The 16990-nt window shown below is 69.5% G+C and carries 17 protein-coding genes and 1 tRNA gene; 6 read left to right on the top strand and 12 right to left on the bottom strand.

The features are described from left to right. Positions 1–64: 64 nt before the first annotated feature. The 7 genes from NV348_RS26610 to NV348_RS26580 all read right to left on the bottom strand — a co-directional run bounded on the left by NV348_RS26610 (position 65) and on the right by NV348_RS26580 (position 5276). Positions 65–466: a hypothetical protein gene (locus NV348_RS26610; RefSeq protein ID WP_447149291.1), complete on the bottom strand. Its 402-nt coding sequence runs from the start codon at positions 464–466 to the stop codon at positions 65–67. Continuing rightward, entirely contained in the window at positions 430–1080 is a 651-nt protein-coding gene (locus NV348_RS26605) for a hypothetical protein (RefSeq protein ID WP_447149290.1), read from the bottom strand. Before NV348_RS26605 ends, NV348_RS26610 begins: the two co-directional genes overlap by 37 nt. Positions 1081–1162: 82 nt before the next feature. Then, complete coding sequence (locus NV348_RS26600; protein ID WP_447149289.1) at positions 1163–1783, bottom strand: response regulator transcription factor; 621 nt, start codon at positions 1781–1783, stop codon at positions 1163–1165. Next, positions 1780–2922: a sensor histidine kinase gene (locus NV348_RS26595; protein ID WP_447149288.1), complete on the bottom strand. Its 1143-nt coding sequence runs from the start codon at positions 2920–2922 to the stop codon at positions 1780–1782. The genes NV348_RS26600 and NV348_RS26595 overlap by 4 nt, the downstream gene beginning before the upstream one ends. Beyond that, positions 2919–3725: an ABC transporter permease gene (locus tag NV348_RS26590; protein ID WP_447149287.1), complete on the bottom strand. Its 807-nt coding sequence runs from the start codon at positions 3723–3725 to the stop codon at positions 2919–2921. Before NV348_RS26590 ends, NV348_RS26595 begins: the two co-directional genes overlap by 4 nt. Then, positions 3722–4663 (bottom strand): ABC transporter ATP-binding protein, encoded by a 942-nt coding sequence (locus NV348_RS26585; RefSeq protein ID WP_447149286.1) that lies wholly within the window; start codon positions 4661–4663, stop codon positions 3722–3724. Before NV348_RS26585 ends, NV348_RS26590 begins: the two co-directional genes overlap by 4 nt. A gap of 160 nt (positions 4664–4823) precedes the next feature. Then, entirely contained in the window at positions 4824–5276 is a 453-nt protein-coding gene (locus NV348_RS26580) for a hypothetical protein (RefSeq protein WP_447149285.1), read from the bottom strand. A 176-nt stretch (positions 5277–5452) separates the two neighbouring features. Between NV348_RS26580 and NV348_RS26575 the strand changes: the two genes are divergently transcribed. Continuing rightward, entirely contained in the window at positions 5453–6319 is an 867-nt protein-coding gene (locus NV348_RS26575; protein ID WP_447149284.1) for an alpha/beta hydrolase, read from the top strand. 100 nt (positions 6320–6419) lie between these two features. After that, the gene (locus tag NV348_RS26570) at positions 6420–7613 is read left to right on the top strand and encodes an NAD(P)/FAD-dependent oxidoreductase (RefSeq protein ID WP_447149283.1); all 1194 of its coding nucleotides are present in this window, start codon (positions 6420–6422) and stop codon (positions 7611–7613) included. Between the two features lie 56 nt (positions 7614–7669). Here NV348_RS26570 and NV348_RS26565 read toward each other — a convergent pair whose 3' ends face one another. Genes NV348_RS26565 through NV348_RS26555 form a run of 3 tightly spaced genes read right to left on the bottom strand, consistent with a single transcriptional unit; the run spans position 7670 to position 11717 of the window. Then, positions 7670–8170, bottom strand: coding sequence for a DoxX family protein (locus NV348_RS26565; protein ID WP_447149282.1), 501 nt, complete (start codon positions 8168–8170; stop codon positions 7670–7672). 47 nt (positions 8171–8217) lie between these two features. Next, complete coding sequence (locus NV348_RS26560; protein WP_447151146.1) at positions 8218–9933, bottom strand: ABC transporter ATP-binding protein; 1716 nt, start codon at positions 9931–9933, stop codon at positions 8218–8220. Then, a complete protein-coding gene (locus NV348_RS26555; protein ID WP_447149281.1) occupies positions 9933–11717 on the bottom strand; it encodes an ABC transporter ATP-binding protein in 1785 nt (594 codons plus the stop codon). The genes NV348_RS26560 and NV348_RS26555 overlap by 1 nt, the downstream gene beginning before the upstream one ends. Before the next feature lie 183 nt (positions 11718–11900). Here NV348_RS26555 and NV348_RS26550 point away from each other — a divergent pair, with 183 nt between their 5' ends. Both NV348_RS26550 and NV348_RS26545 read left to right on the top strand, forming a co-directional pair. Beyond that, entirely contained in the window at positions 11901–12497 is a 597-nt protein-coding gene (locus NV348_RS26550; RefSeq protein WP_447149280.1) for a TetR/AcrR family transcriptional regulator, read from the top strand. Positions 12498–12655: 158 nt separating this feature from the next. After that, positions 12656–13120: an anti-sigma factor antagonist gene (locus NV348_RS26545; protein WP_447149279.1), complete on the top strand. Its 465-nt coding sequence runs from the start codon at positions 12656–12658 to the stop codon at positions 13118–13120. A 3-nt stretch (positions 13121–13123) separates the two neighbouring features. Here the strand turns inward: NV348_RS26545 and NV348_RS26540 are convergent. After that, positions 13124–13197 (bottom strand) — tRNA-Ile (locus NV348_RS26540). Between the two features lie 107 nt (positions 13198–13304). On the opposite strand from NV348_RS26540, the gene NV348_RS26535 reads away from it, so the two are divergent. Together NV348_RS26535 and NV348_RS26530 are read left to right on the top strand one after the other, a co-directional pair. Beyond that, a complete protein-coding gene (locus NV348_RS26535; RefSeq protein ID WP_447149278.1) occupies positions 13305–13745 on the top strand; it encodes a nitroreductase family deazaflavin-dependent oxidoreductase in 441 nt (146 codons plus the stop codon). A gap of 952 nt (positions 13746–14697) precedes the next feature. Then, the gene (locus NV348_RS26530; protein ID WP_447149277.1) at positions 14698–15201 is read left to right on the top strand and encodes a UCP032817 domain-containing protein; all 504 of its coding nucleotides are present in this window, start codon (positions 14698–14700) and stop codon (positions 15199–15201) included. A 7-nt stretch (positions 15202–15208) separates the two neighbouring features. On the opposite strand, the gene NV348_RS26525 is transcribed toward NV348_RS26530, so the two are convergent. Then, positions 15209–16981: an SDR family oxidoreductase gene (locus NV348_RS26525; protein ID WP_447149276.1), complete on the bottom strand. Its 1773-nt coding sequence runs from the start codon at positions 16979–16981 to the stop codon at positions 15209–15211. Positions 16982–16990: the final 9 nt, after the last annotated feature.

The raw sequence follows: 16990 nt of genomic DNA, 5'->3' as shown, positions 1-16990 counted from the left end.
GACCGGCACGGGCAGCGCGATCCGGGTCGGCCGGTCAGGTCATCGAACGTTTCCGGGCACGGAACTAGCAGCGTTCATAGAGACGCGCGAAGTGTTCCGACTCCGGTGAGACCTCGCGCCCGGATGACGGGCAGCCGCCGACCAGGACCGCGAAACCGGGGCCGTTGCGCGCGAAAATCGTGTAGTCGACCACAGCACCGGGCCGGGCCAGGTGCGGAAGATGCCTTTCGGCGAGTTCCGTCACCTGCGCGGCGTCGAATTTCTGTGTGACAGGCGGGAATACCTTGACGCCCAAGGTGCGTCCCGCTGTGTCGGGCGGGTCGAAGACCGACAGCTCGACGATGGCCGGGGTGGGTTGATCGGTCAGGAACCACTCCCACAATTCGAGTTCGCCGTGGGTGGGGAAGCGGGTCCGGCGGTCCGAATGGATCAGACTGGGTTCCAGTCTCGAGCAGTACTCGGACATGCTCTCCCATGAACGGGGGACACTGTCCAGTCGTTGGATGCCAGTTCCGGGAATTCCTGGATGATTCGGCGCATCGCCGCGGTGGCACGCTGCGGTTCGGCCTCGGAGCCCGCTCGGACACTGATGGATTCGGTCAACCCGTCCGCGTCGCCGGTGGCTTCGAAGCCGTGGGTGGCCCAGTGAATCTCCGCACCGGTTTCGGCGGATGACACTCGGGTCCAGGTGTTTGCCGCGTTCGCTTCCACGTCCACGTCCCGCCCGAAACGCCAGCTCCCGAAATAGGAGTCGGTCATCCGGCGGATCTTGACCATGGTCGAGTCGCCTCGATAGTGCGGCGGCAGTTGCTGAGCGCCCATGACCCGGACGACGGAGGCCGCCTCGGCTGGGGTGGCCTCGTCGTCGAGCCGCACGTCGAGCTTGGAGGTGTAGTACGAATTGTCACCGTACGGGTTATACGCGAACCGATGTGACGCGTCGGCCACCCCGGGAAGGGCCTCGACGGCCTTCGCGATCACCTGCGACCAGCGGTTGCGCTCGGCTTGATCGGGACCTTGCGCATACAGAGAACATCCGGTCAGCAGGACCGCCGCCATCATCGACACGATGGTCGGCACAGTGAAACGCATACCGCTCATCGTGCCAGCCACAGGCACGGGTTTCGGGTCGAGCGGCGACGGCATCGACCATGGGCGCGTGCTAGATCCAGCCCTTTTCCCTTGCCTTGAGGGCGGCTTCGTAGCGGTTGGAGACGCCGAGTTTGCTCATCGCCGAGGACAGGTAGTTGCGGGTGGTACCGGGGGACAGATGCGCGCGGCGGGCGATGTCGTCGACGGAGGAGCCGTCGGCGGCGAATTCGAGGACGTCGGCTTCGCGCGCGGTGAGGACGGTGTCGCCGGCGCTGATGGCCTCGGCGGCCAGTTCCGGGTCGACGTAGCGGCCGCCCCGGTGGACGGTGCGGATCACCTCGGCCAGCGTCGCCGCTGACGTCGTCTTGGGCAGGAAGCCGCGAACACCGGCGGCGAGCGCACGTTTGAGATAGCCCGGCCTGCCGTGGCTGGTGACGATCAGCGTGCCCGCGCCCGGGGTGATCCGCTGCAACTCGACGGCGGTGTCGACGCCGTCGATCCCCGGCATCTGCAGGTCGATGACGGCCACCGCCATCGGTTCGGCCGCCTCGGCCCGCCGCCGCCACAGATCGACGAGTTCGGTTCCGGAACCCACGTGCGCGATGACCTCGAGGTCGGTCTCCAGATCGAGCATCGTCGCCAGCGCGGCACGAATGAGGGTCTCGTCGTCGGCGAGGTAGACCGGAATCACAGCTTCTCCCAGTGGATTTCGAGGGTGAACTCGGTGGCGGTGGCGGTGATGTCGAGCGTCGCGTCGACGGCGGCGAGTCGTTCGGCCAGGCCGCGCAGTCCGGACCGCTCGCCGATGGTGGTGTGCGGCCGGTCGTTGCGCAGCGACATGCCAGCGCCGCCGAGCGCCAGCGTCGCGGCGGTCGCCGCCGAGTGCTCGACGATATTCGTCGTGCCCTCGCGGACCACCCACGCCGCGACGTCGTGGAATCGCTGGGGCACCGCGGCCGCGTCACCCTCGACGACGAGTGCACAGCCCACCGCCGACAGCAGCGACCGCGCCCCGGCCACTTCGCCGCGCAGATCGATATTGCGGTAGCCCCGTACCAGGGTGCGCATCTGCCCCATCGACTCGACCGCGAGTCCGCGCACCGCTTCCATCTCCACCACGGCCCGCTCGTGGTCACCGGCACGCGACAGCGCGACGGCAAGTTCGCTTTTCACCGCGATCGCGGAGAACCCGCGCCCGACCACATCGTGCAGGTCGCGCGCGAACCGCAGGCGTTCCTCAGCGACCTGGAGCTCTGCCTCGACGAGTTTGGCGCGGTCGAGTTCGTCGATGATGCCGAGGGCCCACACCGTCAGCAAGGTCATCCCGACGGCGAAGATCCCGATGATCAGCAGCGTCACCGCGGTCCGTACTCCACCCTCCAGCGACGGCGCGAAGACCAGCCCGGTGACGAGACTCAGACCGACCATGAGCCACCACTTGTGCCGGGTGAACGGCACGACCGCGAACATCACGAGCACCGCCGCGGACACTCCGGTCAGGCGAGCGACAGCGACGGCCGACTCGGCGGTCGCCAGCTGCGAGATCACCGCGCCGCCGACCCACAGCACGGCCAGCGTCGCGGTGGCGGCCTGCAGCAGCCACGGCCGTGTGACCACCCCGGCCACCGTCGCGAAGTCCGGTTGCGCCTCGACCGCGACGACGGCCGCGATGCCGCCGACGAGGATCGCGGGCATCGCGGCCACCGAGCTCGCGCTGGTCATCAACGCGATGACCAGCCCGACGATGGCCGCTTGGAAGGTGAGCCGCGAGTACAACCGGAACTTGGCCGCGCTCGACAGCTCATGCCACCAGGCGGTCCAGCGCCTCACCCCCGATCGTCCCAGCGGAAGCTCTTGCGGGTCAGCGCGAGTGCCAAGACGGTCCATATCGCCAGTGTCGCAAAAGCGGTGCCCGACGCGGCGAAGGTCCCGGCGGTGCTCAGCACCGGGTCGGCTTCCGCGGCCGTCGCGGTCTTGCCGGACGCGCCGAGGAACACCAGGTCGGAGACGGCGGCGAACGGCGTCCAGTCGGCGAGCGCGGCCAGCCGGTCGGGCAGGACGTTGCGGATCGAGGCGAGCCCCAGCATGGCGAGCAGCATCACCGGCAGCGAGGTGATCTGGGCGGCCTCGGCGTTCTTGGTGACCGCGCTGGTCGCCAGCGCCAGCAGCGCGAACACCACGATCCCGCCGAGGAGCGCGGCGATCATCAGCACCGGATTGGCCGGTGCGGGTGCCCCGCTGCCGTAGACGACGGCGGTGACGGCGACCGCGCACGCCAGGGTCACCAGCACTCCGGGAACCGCGGGGGCGGACTGGATCTGCCAGTCGGCGGCCTCGCCGGTGCGCAGTCGTTTCAGGACGCCCTCGCCGCGCCGGGTCGTCACCATCGACAGCACCGAGTAGTACTGGACGAACACCAGCGCCATCAACGCGAGCATCTCGATCGCCACCGCGGCCATCGAGGCGGTGGGCGCGGTGTCCCTGCGGGCGAGGAAGTAGGTGGCCAGCGGAATCCCGATCGGGAACAGCGTCGCCAGGTAGACGAGGGTCTTGTTGCGCCGGAACTGCAGCCACTCCGCCGCGGCGAGGGCGGCGAGCGGGCGGCGGACGCGGGACGCGGTGGCGGTGGTCATCGTCGGGCTCCGATCAGTGCGGTGGCGGGCGAGTGGGTGTCGTGGTCGCCCGCGATGTCGAGGAAGACCGATTCGAGGGAGGCGGCGCGGGCTTCGAGCCCCGCCAGTCGCACACCGGTCTCGCGCGCCCAGGCCAGCAGTGCGAACAGGTGCCCCTGGAGGTCGTCGGTGGTAACGGTGATGCGCTCGCGCGCCTCGATCCGCGCGCCGCGCAGTGGCGGCACCGGCAGTCCGGGATGGTCGAAGACGATCCGCGCCGGATGACCGTCGACGATCTCGCGCAATGTCCCGTGCCGCGCGACCGCGCCCTTGTCCATGATCACGATGCGGTCGGCCAGCGACTCGGCCTCGTCGAGATAGTGCGTGGTGAGCACCATCGTGACCCCGGCCGCTTTCAGATCGGCGAGCAATCGCCATGTCGCGCGGCGGCTTTCGGGGTCCAGGCCGGTGGTCGGCTCGTCCAGGAACAGCAGTCGCGGCCGACCGAGCAGCGCGCAGGCCAGGTCGACGCGGCGCTGCTCCCCGCCCGAGAGCGAGCCGACCCGCACCGCGGCGCGATCGACCAGCCCGACCTGGGTGAGCACGGTGTCGACGGTGGTCGGATCGCTGCAGGTCCCGCGCCACATCTCCAGCGTCTCGGCGACGGTCAGCTCCGCGGGCAGTCCCCCGGATTGCAGCATGATCCCGACCTGCGGGCGCACCTGATCGCGATGCCGGAGCGGGTCGAGTCCGAACACCTCGACCCGGCCCGCCGTCGGTGCGGCGAGCCCCTCCAGCATGTCCAGCGTCGAGGTCTTGCCCGCGCCGTTGGTACCGAGCAGCGCGAAGACCTCCCCCTCGACGATGTCGAGATCTACCCCGGCGACCGCCTCGAACGCCTGCGCACCGCGACCGTAGGTGCGGCGCAGCCCGCGTGCGGAGATGACGATGTCGTTCATCGTGTGCCCCTTTCTCACACTCTCCACGGTCGGCCATGCGGGCCCTCCCCAGTAGTAAGCGCGATCACCGATTGGCGATGAGTCCTGCACGGGCAACCGATGACAAAAGTCATGCCGCGCTGGTCCGGCGCTCGACCGGACGATGAATTCCGCAGCAGCGTCACGCCGTACGCGGCGAACCGGATCGCCCACAGCAGCCGACCGGACAAGCCGATCGGACCGAGCGGCACCTTCCCGTCGTGACCACCGGTGCGATGGTCGCGGCAGTGAATCGCAGTGCGGCGGTGAGGACCCCGATCACGCCGTGCCATCGCGGCACGAGGCCGCCGAGTCGTCCGGCGAGGGTCAGGCCGACCAGCGCCAGCGCCGGGAATGTGCCGTTGAGCGCGAGCACCGCATCATGGAGCGCCCACAGCGCCCCGGCGTCGGGCGCGATTCCCAGCGCGTAGCGGATCGCGACGATCACCGTGAAAGTGGCGTTCTGCAACAGCAATCCGGCGAAGCCGACCAGCAACCACGCGGCGCCGACCGCCTGTTCGGCCGTCGCGCCGCCGTCAGCACGCCCGCCCCGGAACACCACCGCGCACAACCACCCCAGCGGCGTCGGCGCCATGGGGCGGGTTCGGCGCCTACGACATCACCGCCGACGACCAGACCGAACTCGTCATCCGACGATGCCGCGAACTACTCGCGAGCTCACGCACCTGAATCCGCGGCACCCAGGAGGTAGACGGGCGACCGAACCCGGCTTTCCGTGCCCGCCATTTGCGCGAGACTACCGTCGACGACGTGCCCGAACTCGAAGAAGCCCGATTCGCCCCTCGATCCAGCCCGGAGGTTCGACCGACGTTCGTCCTCGTCCACGGTGCGCACGGCAACGCTGCCTCCTGGTCTGCCTTACTGCGGGAACTCGCGCTGCTCGGACACCGCGCACTGGCGGTCGATCTCCCCGGACACGGCCTCGACGCCCATTTCCCACTCGCTTACCAAGCGCCCCAGGATCTCGACGCCTTCGCATCGCAGCCTTCCCCCTTGGCATCGATCACGCTGGAAGACAACGTCACCCATGTCATCGACGCGGTGCGCCGAGTCCACGAACACGGACCTGTGGTTCTGGTCGGCACCAGCGGTGGCGGTGCGACGATCTCCGGCGTCGGGAACGCAGCGCCGGAACTCCTGGCCGGAATCGTCTATGTCTCGGCATGGTGCTGCGTGGAATTGCCCAGCGTCGCCGCCTATTTGGCAGCTCTGGGACACCACGGCGTCGCCGAGACGATGGTCAATTGGCGCTCCGCCGATCCTGGCCTGCTCGCCGCGCTGAAGCAGGGTCTGATGGCCGATGCCACCGATGACCAGTTCCGCGCCTGCCTCAACATGCTCGAACCGGCCGACTCGGCTCAGGTCCTCACCGCCGACAGTCGCGTTCAGGCCGCCACCTGGGGCCAGATCCCCCGCACCTATATTCGCCTGTCCCAGGACCGAGCGATCCCCCTGGACATGCAAGACCGGATGATCGCCGAAGCCGACGCCCTGACCCCGCACAACCCGTTCACCGTGCACACCGTCGAGACCAGCCATCTGGGCGTAGGCCTGCACGCAGCGCAGATCGCCGCGATCTTGGACACCGTCGCCCCACCGAACCGAACCGTCAGGTGACCAGGCCGCGGTGGTTCCGCAGTGACCTGAGTCACGACCTGTCACATCGGGCGGCCCGGCTGCGTCTTATGCCCGAAGCCCTCGAGTGAAGGAGAGACCGATGAGCGAGAAGATCGATGTGGTCGTGGTCGGTGGCGGATACGCGGGTGTGATGGCGGCCAATCGGCTGACGCAGCGGGCCGGGGTGGCGGTGACGGTGGTGAATCCGCGGGCGCGGTTCGTCGAGCGGATTCGGTTGCATCAGCTCGTGGGTGGGACCGATGACGCGGTCACCGAGTACAGCGAGGTGCTCGCTCCGGGTGTGCGGCTGGTGGTCGATGCGGTGACCGGGATCGACGCGGCCGGACGCACTGTGGCGCTGGCGGGCGGCGACACGATCGGCTACGACTATCTGATCTACGCGGTGGGCAGCGGCAGCGCGGCCCCTCGCGTGCCCGGCGCGGCCGAATTCGCCTATCCGATCGCGAGTTTGGAACAGGCGCAGCGGCTGGCGCCGGTGCTCGACGCAGCAGCACCGACGGCCACGGTGACGGTCGTCGGCGCGGGCCCGACCGGGATCGAGACCGCCGCCGAGCTGGCGGAGTCGGGTCGCGCCGTGACCCTCATCTGCGGTGATGTGCTCGGCCCGTACCTGCACGCGCGCGGTCGGCGCGCGGTCACCAAGCGGCTGACCGCGCTCGGCGTGACGATTCTCGAAGGTCCGGACGCGAAGGTCGTCGAGGTGACCGAGGACGCCGTGCGACTCAGCGGCGGTCATCTCCTGCGCAGCGCCGTCACCATCTGGACCGCCGGTTTCGGGGTCCCCGACCTGGCGACCCGCAGCGGCCTGCGCACCGACGCCGTCGGCCGCCTGCTCACCGACGAGACCTTGACCAGCATCGACGACGAGCGGATCGTCGCGGCGGGCGATTCGGCGGCGCCGTCGAACCTGCCGTTCCGGATGAGCTGCCAGGCCGCGGGTCCGCTGGGCGCGCACGCCGCCGACACGATCCTGCACCGGATCGCCGGCGACCGGCCCGACCCGATCGATCTGGGCTTCGCGGGTCAGTGCCTCAGCCTCGGCCGCCACGCGGGCGTCTTCCAGTTCGCCGACAAGGACGATGCCGCCAGGTGGTACCACCTCGGCGGCCGCCCCGGCGCGACGCTGAAGGAGTTCGTGTGCGCCCACACCATCAAGCAACTGGCCACCGAGGCGCGCAAGCCGGGCACCCATACCTGGGCCAAGGGTGACCAGCGCGCCCAACTGCTGCGGGACCGCACCGACACCGACGCGGCACCTGCCGGGCACCGGTGACCGCCCGCCGAGATCGGCCCCGGAGACCGCGGTAGGTCATCGGGGCCGACGGTCCGCTACCCCGGGACGGTCGCGCCGCGCCGGTCGGACAGCCGCACCCCGGCCGCCCACACCGCGATCGCGATGAACACGAGCTGCTCGGGAACCCGGAACCACAGCGGCGTGGCCGGCTTGCCGTTCAGCGGAATGTCCGAGACGGCCGCGTGCACATTCGCCGGGAGCATCAGCACGAACAGCACCGCGAGACCGAGCCCGGCGTAGCGGCGGGTGCGGGCGAAGACCAGCCCGGCCGCGCCGAGCAGCTCCAGTACGCCGGTCAGCAGGACCATCGCCTCCGGGAACGGAACGAACCCCGGAACCATGGCAGCCAGATCGTCACGGCTGGGCATCGCCTCGACCGAATCGGGGAGGAAGTGCGCGATGCCCGTGAAGACGAGCATCACGGCCAGACCGTGCGCGAATGCCACGCGCCAGGTGGCGAACCGGCGCACGCCGACGGCGCCGAGCACGCGGAATACGAGAGCGGGGACGAGCAACAACAGCGGGGTGGTGAGCACAATGGACTTTCTGTTGGGGGGATTCTGGGTGAAAAGGGCTGTGCCGGTCAGGTATTCAGCGGTGGTGTCGCGGTGATGCGCCAGAAGCCGGCGTAGCGGCCGCCTCGTTCCAGCAGCTCACGGTGGGTGCCTGCCTCTACGATGCGTCCACGGTCGACGAACACGACGCGGTCGGCGCTGCGGACGGTGCGTAGCCGGTGCGCCACCAGCACCACCGTTCGGCCCGCCATCAGATGTTCGATGCCCTGGTGCACGGCGGCTTCGTTCACGGGGTCCAGGGCGGAGGTGACCTCGTCCAGCAGGACGATGGGCGCGTCCCTCAGCAGGGCGCGGGCGATCGAAACCCGTTGACGCTCACCGCCCGAGAGCAATGCGCCGCCCTCGCCGACGGCGGCGGACCAGCCCCCGGGCAGGCGCTCGATCACCTCGTCCAGACGGGCGGCCGTCGCCGCCGCGCGGACCTCGGCGTCGGTGGCGTCGGGGCGGCCGAGGCGGATGTTGTCCTCGATGGTGCCGTCGAAGAGGTAGACGTGCTGGAAGACGATGGCGATGCGCGACATCAGGGTGGCGGTGTCGATCTCGCGAACGTCGACCCCGCCGATCCGGACGGCCCCGGCGTCCACATCGTGGAACCGCGCGAGCAGTTGGAGCAGGGTGCTCTTGCCCGCGCCGGAGGGACCGACGATCGCGAACCGTTGTCCCGCGGGCACGGTCAGGGAGAGGTCGTCGAGGACGGTGCGGTCGCCGTGCCGGAAGGTGACGGAGTCGAACTCCAGGTCGTGGCGATCCGGTGCGGTGGGTTGGTCGGGTTCGGGCAGTGGTTCCGTGCGCAGCAGATCGTCCAGCCGAGTGAGCTGGGCTCGCGCGCTGCGCAATCGGCCGCCGATGTCCGCCAGCGACAGCAGCGGTTCCGCGCACCGGGCCGCCAGGACGAGGATCGCCAGCAGCTCGGCCGCGCCGACCTGCCCGCCCAGCGCGAGGGCGGTGCCGAGGGCGAGCAGCACGGTGAACACGACCTGCACGGCCAGCGTCAGGCCGACGATGCCGGGCAGGGCCGAGTGCGCGGATCGGCGGGCGGCACGCTGGAGTCCGCGCAGCGCGTCGTCGAGCAGACCGAAACGTTCGGTGGTGCGGCCACCGGCGCGCAGAACCGGCTGGGCCTGCAGGTATTCGATCACCCGGCCGGCGGCCTCGTGGTCACGATCGTGGCGTTCGGCGTCGGCGGCGGCCATCGCTCGACCAGTCCATCCCTGGATCACCGCTACCACCGGAACGGCGACCAGGGCCGCCAGCCCCAGTTGCCAGTTGAACGCGAGCATCACGACGACGATCGTCAGCGGCGTCACCACCGCGCCGACGAACGGCGCGAGCAGATGCGCGATCACGCTCATCGCTTCCAGCACACCGCGACTGGCGAGCACCGACACCTCGCCGACCCGATCGGGGCCGTACCAGCCGAGCGGTAGCCGGGCCAGATGGTCGCCGAGCCGGTGATAGGTGCCGCGCAGCAGGGTGGTTCCGGCGCGGAAACCGGCGAGGTCGCTGAGATAGCGCAGCGCACCGTAGACCGCGACCGCGATCCCGAACGCGATCAGCCACGGCCGGGCGCCACTCGGGTTGTCCCCGAACAGTTCCCGCAGGACCGGGACCAGCAGGGCATACGACAGCCCTTCGAGGATCGCGGTGGCCGTCATCAGCGCGACGGTGCGGCGTACCGGGCCGGCGTACTGATGGCCGAGCACACGCAACAGGGTCCGGATCATCATTCGACTCCTCCGTGGGATCGCCGGAACGCGGCGAACCTGCCGTGGCCTGCCAGGAGTCGCGCGGGTGCGCCGCGCTCGACGATCACGCCGTCCTCCACCATGACGACGGTGTCGGCATCGGCGATCGTCTCCCAGCGGTGCGCGATGACCAGGATGGTCCGATCGTTTCGCAGGCTCGACAGTGCTTGCCGCACAGCCAGTTCGGTCTGTGGATCCGCGAAGGCCGTGGCCTCGTCGAGCACCAGGATCGGGGTATCGGCCAACAGCGCGCGGGCCAGCGCGAGACGTTGCGCCTCGCCACCGGACAGCCCGGCCTCCACGCCGAGCACCGTGTCGTATCCGCGCGGGAGCTCGGTGATCCGGTCGTGGATGCCCGCGAGCCGGGCGGCGCGGACCACCCGCTCGTGATCGGCGTGCGGCACGGCCAGCGCGATATTGTCGGCCACCGACGCGCGCAGCAATCGCACATCCTGGAAGACGAACGACACCGCGCGATACAGCCGGTGACTGGCGATCTCGCGCAGGTCGACGCCGCCGAGCGTGATCGTGCCGTCCGTCGGATCGAAGAATCGCGGAAGTAACTGCACGAGAGTGGATTTGCCGCTGCCCGACGGCCCGACGAGGGCGGTGACCGTACCCGGCTCCAGCACCAGATCGATCCCGCGCAGTACCTCGCGGTCGGTGTCGTAGCCGAACCGGACGCCGCGCAACTCGACTCGATGCCCGCGTGGCTCGACCGGCACGACCGGCTCGGGCAGCGGTGCGACATCGAGAACGTCCCGGATCCGGCCGACCGCGCGGCCCGCGGCCTGCAGATCGTCGAATCCGTGGCCCAGAGCCGCGACCGGAGCGGTCAATCCGAGGCCGAGCAGCAGGAACGGCAGGAGATCGGCGGGGACCATTCCGCCCGTCGTGATCAGCAGGGCACCGCCCACCAGCACGACCAGCAGCACGAACGGCGGTGACAACGCCAGCTGCATCCCGGCCGCGATCGGCGAGAGCCCGCGCGCCCAGTGCAGGAAGGTGTCGGCGAAATCGTCCACCGCCGAACGGAATCGGCGATGTGCCCGGTCGCCGCCGCCGAATGCCTTGACCTCGGCGATCCCCTGCACGAACTCCACGACGGCGTCGGCGATTCGGCCCATCGCCGCGTCGAACTCGGCCTGCTCGCGCTGTCTGGTCCGCGTCATCATCAACGGGACCAACGCGATCGCCAGCAGCACCGGGATCAGCGTGATCAGAGTCAGCCGCCAGTCGACGGTCACCAGATAGACCAGCGACACCAGCGGCACCACGAACGCCGACACCAACTCGCCGGGCGCGTGGGCGATGAACGGATGCACCGCGCTCACATCCTCACCGACCACCTTCGCCAGCTCGCCGGTGCCGCGCCGGGAGAACCAGCCGATCGGCACCCGCCCGAGATGGGCGGCGAGCTGCCGCCGGAACGACAGCTGCACGGCGCCGTCGAGGAGGTGTCCGAGCCCGGAGGACGCGGCGGTGAAGACCAGCCGGACGAACAACCCCGCCGCCCCCAGGGCGACCACGAGCCACACATGACCGTGGTCGACCGGGCCGGAGGACAACAACGTGCGCCCCAACTCGACCACGGCGAGCAGCGGCGCCAGACCCGCGACCGCACCGACGATCTGCAGGACGATCACGGCCGCGAATTTCCCGATCTGGGGACGCAGCAGGGCCGTGAGGCTCTGCCCCGCGAGCCCGGTGTCCGGCGGCGGAGTGGACGCCTCCCTCACCTCGACAAGGCCGGTGGTGGTCATCGCTCTCCCCTTCTCCTCATACGACGGGCGACATCAGCACTGGTCAGAGACCTAACGCATGATCCTCATGCCGTTTGAGAAAGTCACTGTCTCTAGCAAGTGACTGTAGGCAAGGGATTTCAGACAGTCAATGTCTGTAGCAAGTCACTCTCTGAAACGAGTAGCTATTGCTAACCTGCTCGCATGACCGGACTTCGCGAGCGGTGGCGGCTCAAGGCCATGCACACCATCCAGGAACGCGCACTGGATCTCTTCGACGAGAAGGGCTTCGGCGCGGTCACGATCGACGAGATCGCGGCGGCCGCCGAGGTCTCACCGTCGACGGTCTACCGCCTGTTCGGCACGAAGGAAGGGATCATCGTCGCCGACGAGTTCGACACCATGAGCGAGGCGGAGATCGCCGACCTGGTCGACCCCCGCAACCCCATCGAGAGCCTGCTCCGCTCGGTCCGCGCCGACGAATCCACCGGCGCCGAACCCACCCCGGCCGACAAAGGCCCCTGGCGTCGCGTCCGCTACCACTTCACCGAGCCCTCGGTCCGCATGGCCGCCTGCGCCTCCGCCGACCGCACCAGCCGACGACTCCTCCCCCTCATCGCCTCGACCGGACAGTTCACCGAAACCCAGGCCCGCGTAGCCACCAACGCCTTGACCTTCGGCTATTTCGCCGCCCTCGAACAGTGGTACCTCGACGGCGGCGACCGCCCCATCGCCGACTACGTCGAAGAGGGGCTGCGCCCCCTGCGCGCGCTGTGGCCGTCCGACGACCAGCTCGGCTGAATCCCGGCCCCGTTCACGCGATGTCGGCGGGCCGGCGCCTCGGGGAGCCCTGAAAACGAACGAGTTCCTCCTCGGCATCAGCTGCGTCACGACCGGGGACAAACGCGCGCCGACCGGTTAGCGTCGGGCCTGCAGGTTCCGCCGAGGAGGCAGGTCCGATGAGCAACCCGTACCGCCACGACGAGGACCTGTTCCCCGCGGTCGCCGGCGAGCCCGCCGACGTCTGCCGGCGCCTGCACGCCGAAGTCGAGTCCCGCAGCACCGTGGTCATCCTGCACGTGCACGGCGAAATCGACGCCTGCACCCTCGACCGCTGGCATCGCATGATCGACACCGCCGTCGACCGCGCCGCCGAGGACGGGCACCTGGTCGTCGACCTCAGCGACATCGAATTCATGGCATGCCGGTCGGTGCTGGATCTGGCCGCCCGCGCCCAGCGAGCCGCCGCCCATGGCGTGGTCGTCAGCGTCGTCGATCCAGGGCCCTCGGTGGTCGCCCGCGTCGTCGCCGTCGCTGGGCTGACCGAATGGCTCCCGTTGCACAGCGCGTTGATCGACGCGCTCGCCGCGCACACCCCGCGAGTTCGACCCCTCGCGCACACAGAACCGCAGGTCAAGGGATAAAAGTGGGGCGGGTGGGGCTCGAACCCACGACCAGCGGATTATGAGTCCGCGGCTCTAACCGACTGAGCTACCGCCCCTGGCCGCGGGTGTCCGCGGGCGAGTCGCATGGTACCCGCTGGGGTGCGACGTCGACCACTCGGCGAGCCGGGTCGCGGGGGTCGGCGGGACGGACGAGGATGGGGGTATGGGTGGTCTTTTCGTGCGGGTTCTGGCGGGGCATCAGTGGGTGTACGAGCACAGCGGTGGGCTGGTGGGGCATCGGTTGTTGTTCGGGAATCCGACGCTGTTGTTGCGGACGGTGGGGCGTAAGACCGGGCAGGCGCGCACGTCGGCGTTGACCTACGCCGCGGACGGGGCGGATTTTCTGGTGACCGCGTCGAACGGTGGGTCGCCGCGGCCGCCGGGGTGGCTGGCGAATGTGAAGGCGCAGCCGGACTGCGAGATCCAGGTGGGGACCCGCAAGATCGCGGTGACCGCGCGGGCGACCTACCCGGGCGATCCGGACTACGCCCGGCGGTGGGAACTGGTGAATTCAGTCAACGGCGACCGGTACCGCGCCTATCAGACGAAGACGCGGCGACCGATCGCCGTGGTGGTACTGAACCCGAGAACTGAACCCAGCTAAGCCTTTTCGGCCTTCTGACGCTGCACGTGCGCCCGCTGCTCGATGTCGCGCCGCTCGATCTTGCCCCCGGGGTTGCTGGCTAGCTTGATCACACCGATGACCAACAAGAGCACCGCTGCTATCACTGCTATAACAATTATTCCCTGCACAGTATGAACTTATAGCGTATTCCGTTGCGGCGCAGTCTAAGTTACAATGACGCGCCGATCGTCAACAGGGTTCGGCCGAGTGCCGATCGGGCCTCGATGACCGCGTGCGCGCGCTCGGCCCGCTGGATCGGAAACGTCTGACCGATCACCACTTCCACCCTGCGTGCGGCGACCTCGGTGGGTGCGCGCCGGGCGATGGCTACCCGGTCATGTCGCCGGCGACGACGTCGACCAGACCGATCACCGTGACCCTGCGGGCGGCGGCCGCATCGGCGTCGACGTGAGCGAAATCACCTGCCGCGGGCCCATATCCGAGGAACGCGCCGCCGTCGACATCGACGACCGTCTCGGCCGGATCACAAGATCACGAACCGCCGCCGCAACTACTACTCGAGCCACCACCACAGCTGCTACTCGAACCGCCGCTACAGCTACTGCTGCTCGACCCGCCACCGCACCCGCTGTTGCTGCCCCCGGAGCAACCGGCGCTACTCCCCCCGCCGCAACCGCTGGTCGAACCACCCCCACAGCTCGGTCCCGGACCGTGGGGCTCGGCCGCCCCGTCGAAGAACCGTAGCTCCCCTCCGACCCGGCCAGCCAGCTCTGATCGCCGTACGCCTGGTGGCCGCGCGGCGGACTCAGCTTACGAACCAGGACCACGATCGCCGTGACCAGCACCGCGACACCGACCACCGAGAACGCGAGCACGATCAACAGCATGACAACCATGTCTGCAGGTTAGCCGCCGTATCCGCCCTCAGCAGCGCCTACGGGCGACCACCCAGGGGGCTTACAGTGAATTCGTGGCGCTCTCGTTTCTCCGACGCGGTCCGCGACCGGTCGACCTCGCCGCGGTCGACCGCACGGTCGCCGACCTGCGTTTCCCCGACGCGATCTTCAAGACCTGTCCCTGGCAGCCGCGCGAACTGGTGGAAACCGGTCTGCGCCAATGGTTGCGCTGTTGCGGCGCGGCGATGCGCGACGACCAGGTGATCGGCATGCCCTCGCACGCGGTCGACGAAGCCTGGCACGGTTTCATCCTCTGCACCCAGCAGTACGCGCGGTTCTGCACCGCGGCCTACGGCCGGTTCCTGCACCACTTCCCCGACGGCGCGGGCGACAGCGCGCCCGAGCACGGGTCGATGCTCGACCAGCTCGGCCGCACCGTGGTGGCCTGGTCGCTGGTGGCGGAGCCGGACGAACAGTGCGTGCTGTGGGATCTCGACCGGCAGGTCGGCGTCGACCAGCCGTGGGGCGTGGACGCCCGGCACGTCGCCGCCGTGACGGAGCGACTGCGCCGGGCGTGACCGCGCGTCAGACCAGCTTCATCCGGCGGGCCGCGAACCGCACCGCGCCGGGCGCGAGCCGGTTGATCCGGTACTGCACCCACGATTCCGGCGTCACCGGCACGATGTCGCGGCCGCCGCGCACCGCCTTCACGATCTGCGCCGCGACCTTGTCGGGGGTGTAGCCGCGCCGCTCGTAGAGCTTGTCGAACTTGCGCTGGGTGGCCGCCTCGTCCTCGGCGGAGACACCCGAAATGCGGGTGGTGGCCACGATATTGGTGTGCACGATGCCCGGGCACACGGTCGAGACCGAGATGCCGCGGTCGGCCAGCTCGGCGCGCAAGCAGTCGGAGAACATGAACACCGCCGACTTGCTGGTGGCATAGGCGGCCATGTCCCGCTGTGGGCTGTAGGCGGCCATGCTGGACAGGTTCACGATGTGCCCGCCCAGGCCGCGCTCGGCCATCGCCGCGCCGAAGGCACGGCAGCCGTTCACGACGCCGCCCAGGTTGATCCGCAGGACCCGGTCGAATTCCGCCGACGGTGTGTCGAGGAACCCGCCCGCCTGGCCCACGCCGGCGTTGTTGATCAGGATGTCGGGCACGCCGTGCGCGGCGATCACCTCGTCGGCGTGCTCGCGCACCGCGGCCTCGTCCGAGACATCCAGCGCATAGGCGTGCGCGACACCGCCTTCGGTGATGACGAGCTCGGCGGTCTCTTTGGCGGCGTTCTCGTTCACGTCCGAGACCACGACTTCGGCGCCGAGCCGGGCGAAGGCCAGCGCGGTCTCGCGGCCGATACCGCTGCCGCCACCGGTGATCACCACCAGCTTGTGGTCGAATTCCTTACCGGCGCGGCCCACTTCGGCGCGCGCGAGGCCGCGCGGCACGTCGCCGCCGGCGAGCGCGTCGATCAGTTCCGTGGTGGCGGTGGCCAGCAGCTCGGGGTGCGAGAACGGCATCCAGTGCCCAGCGGGCACGTCGCGACGCCACAGTCGGTCGGTCCACTTGCCGGAATCGTCGTAGCCGGCGGGGCGCACCGCGACGTCGCGACCGGCCACGATCAGCTGCACCGGTACCTCGGTGCGGCGCTCGCGCGGCGACAGCATGCGCTGCACGATGTTCGCGCGGTAGATGAGCAGGCCGTCGACCATGTCGCGCCGGAACGTGGGTCCGAGCACGACATTGGCGGGCGCGGTGTCGTTCATCAGCGCGACAGCCCGCTGCCACACCTTCTCGGTGCCGATGGCGGTGAAGGTGGCACGTGGCAGCACCGGGGTCATGAAGAACGCGGTGTAGGCCGAGGACAACGCCTGGGTCACCGGCTGCCAGATATTGCGCGGGGTCGGCCGCGAGAGCCGGTCGCGCACCCAGGCGGCCAGGTGATCGAGGTTCGGGCCGGACACCGAGGTGAACGAGGCGATCCGCTCGGCCGCCCGCGGCTCGCACACCGCCTCCCACACCTGCACCGAACCCCAGTCGTGGGCGAGCACGTGCACGGGGCGGTCGGGGCTGACCGCGTCGATGACCGAGTAGAAGTCGCGGGAGAGTTCGTCGAGCCGGAAGTCGGCGGTGCGCTGGGTGCGGGTGGACTCGCCGTGGCCGCGGGTGTCGTAGGCGACGACGTGGAAGCGCTGCGCGAGACGAGGAATCACCTTGTCCCACAGGTGATGGGTGTCGGGCCAGCCGTGCACGAGCACGACGGTGTCGGCCACGGGATCGCCGTACTCGAACACGGCGAGGTCGAACTCGCCGTTGCGAACGGTGCGCCGGTTCGCGGCCTGTGTGGTGTCGACAGACATATCTCTTCG

It is taken from the genome of Nocardia fodinahabitans, from assembly GCF_052983615.1.
This window is presented reverse-complemented; position numbering and strand designations above follow the sequence as displayed.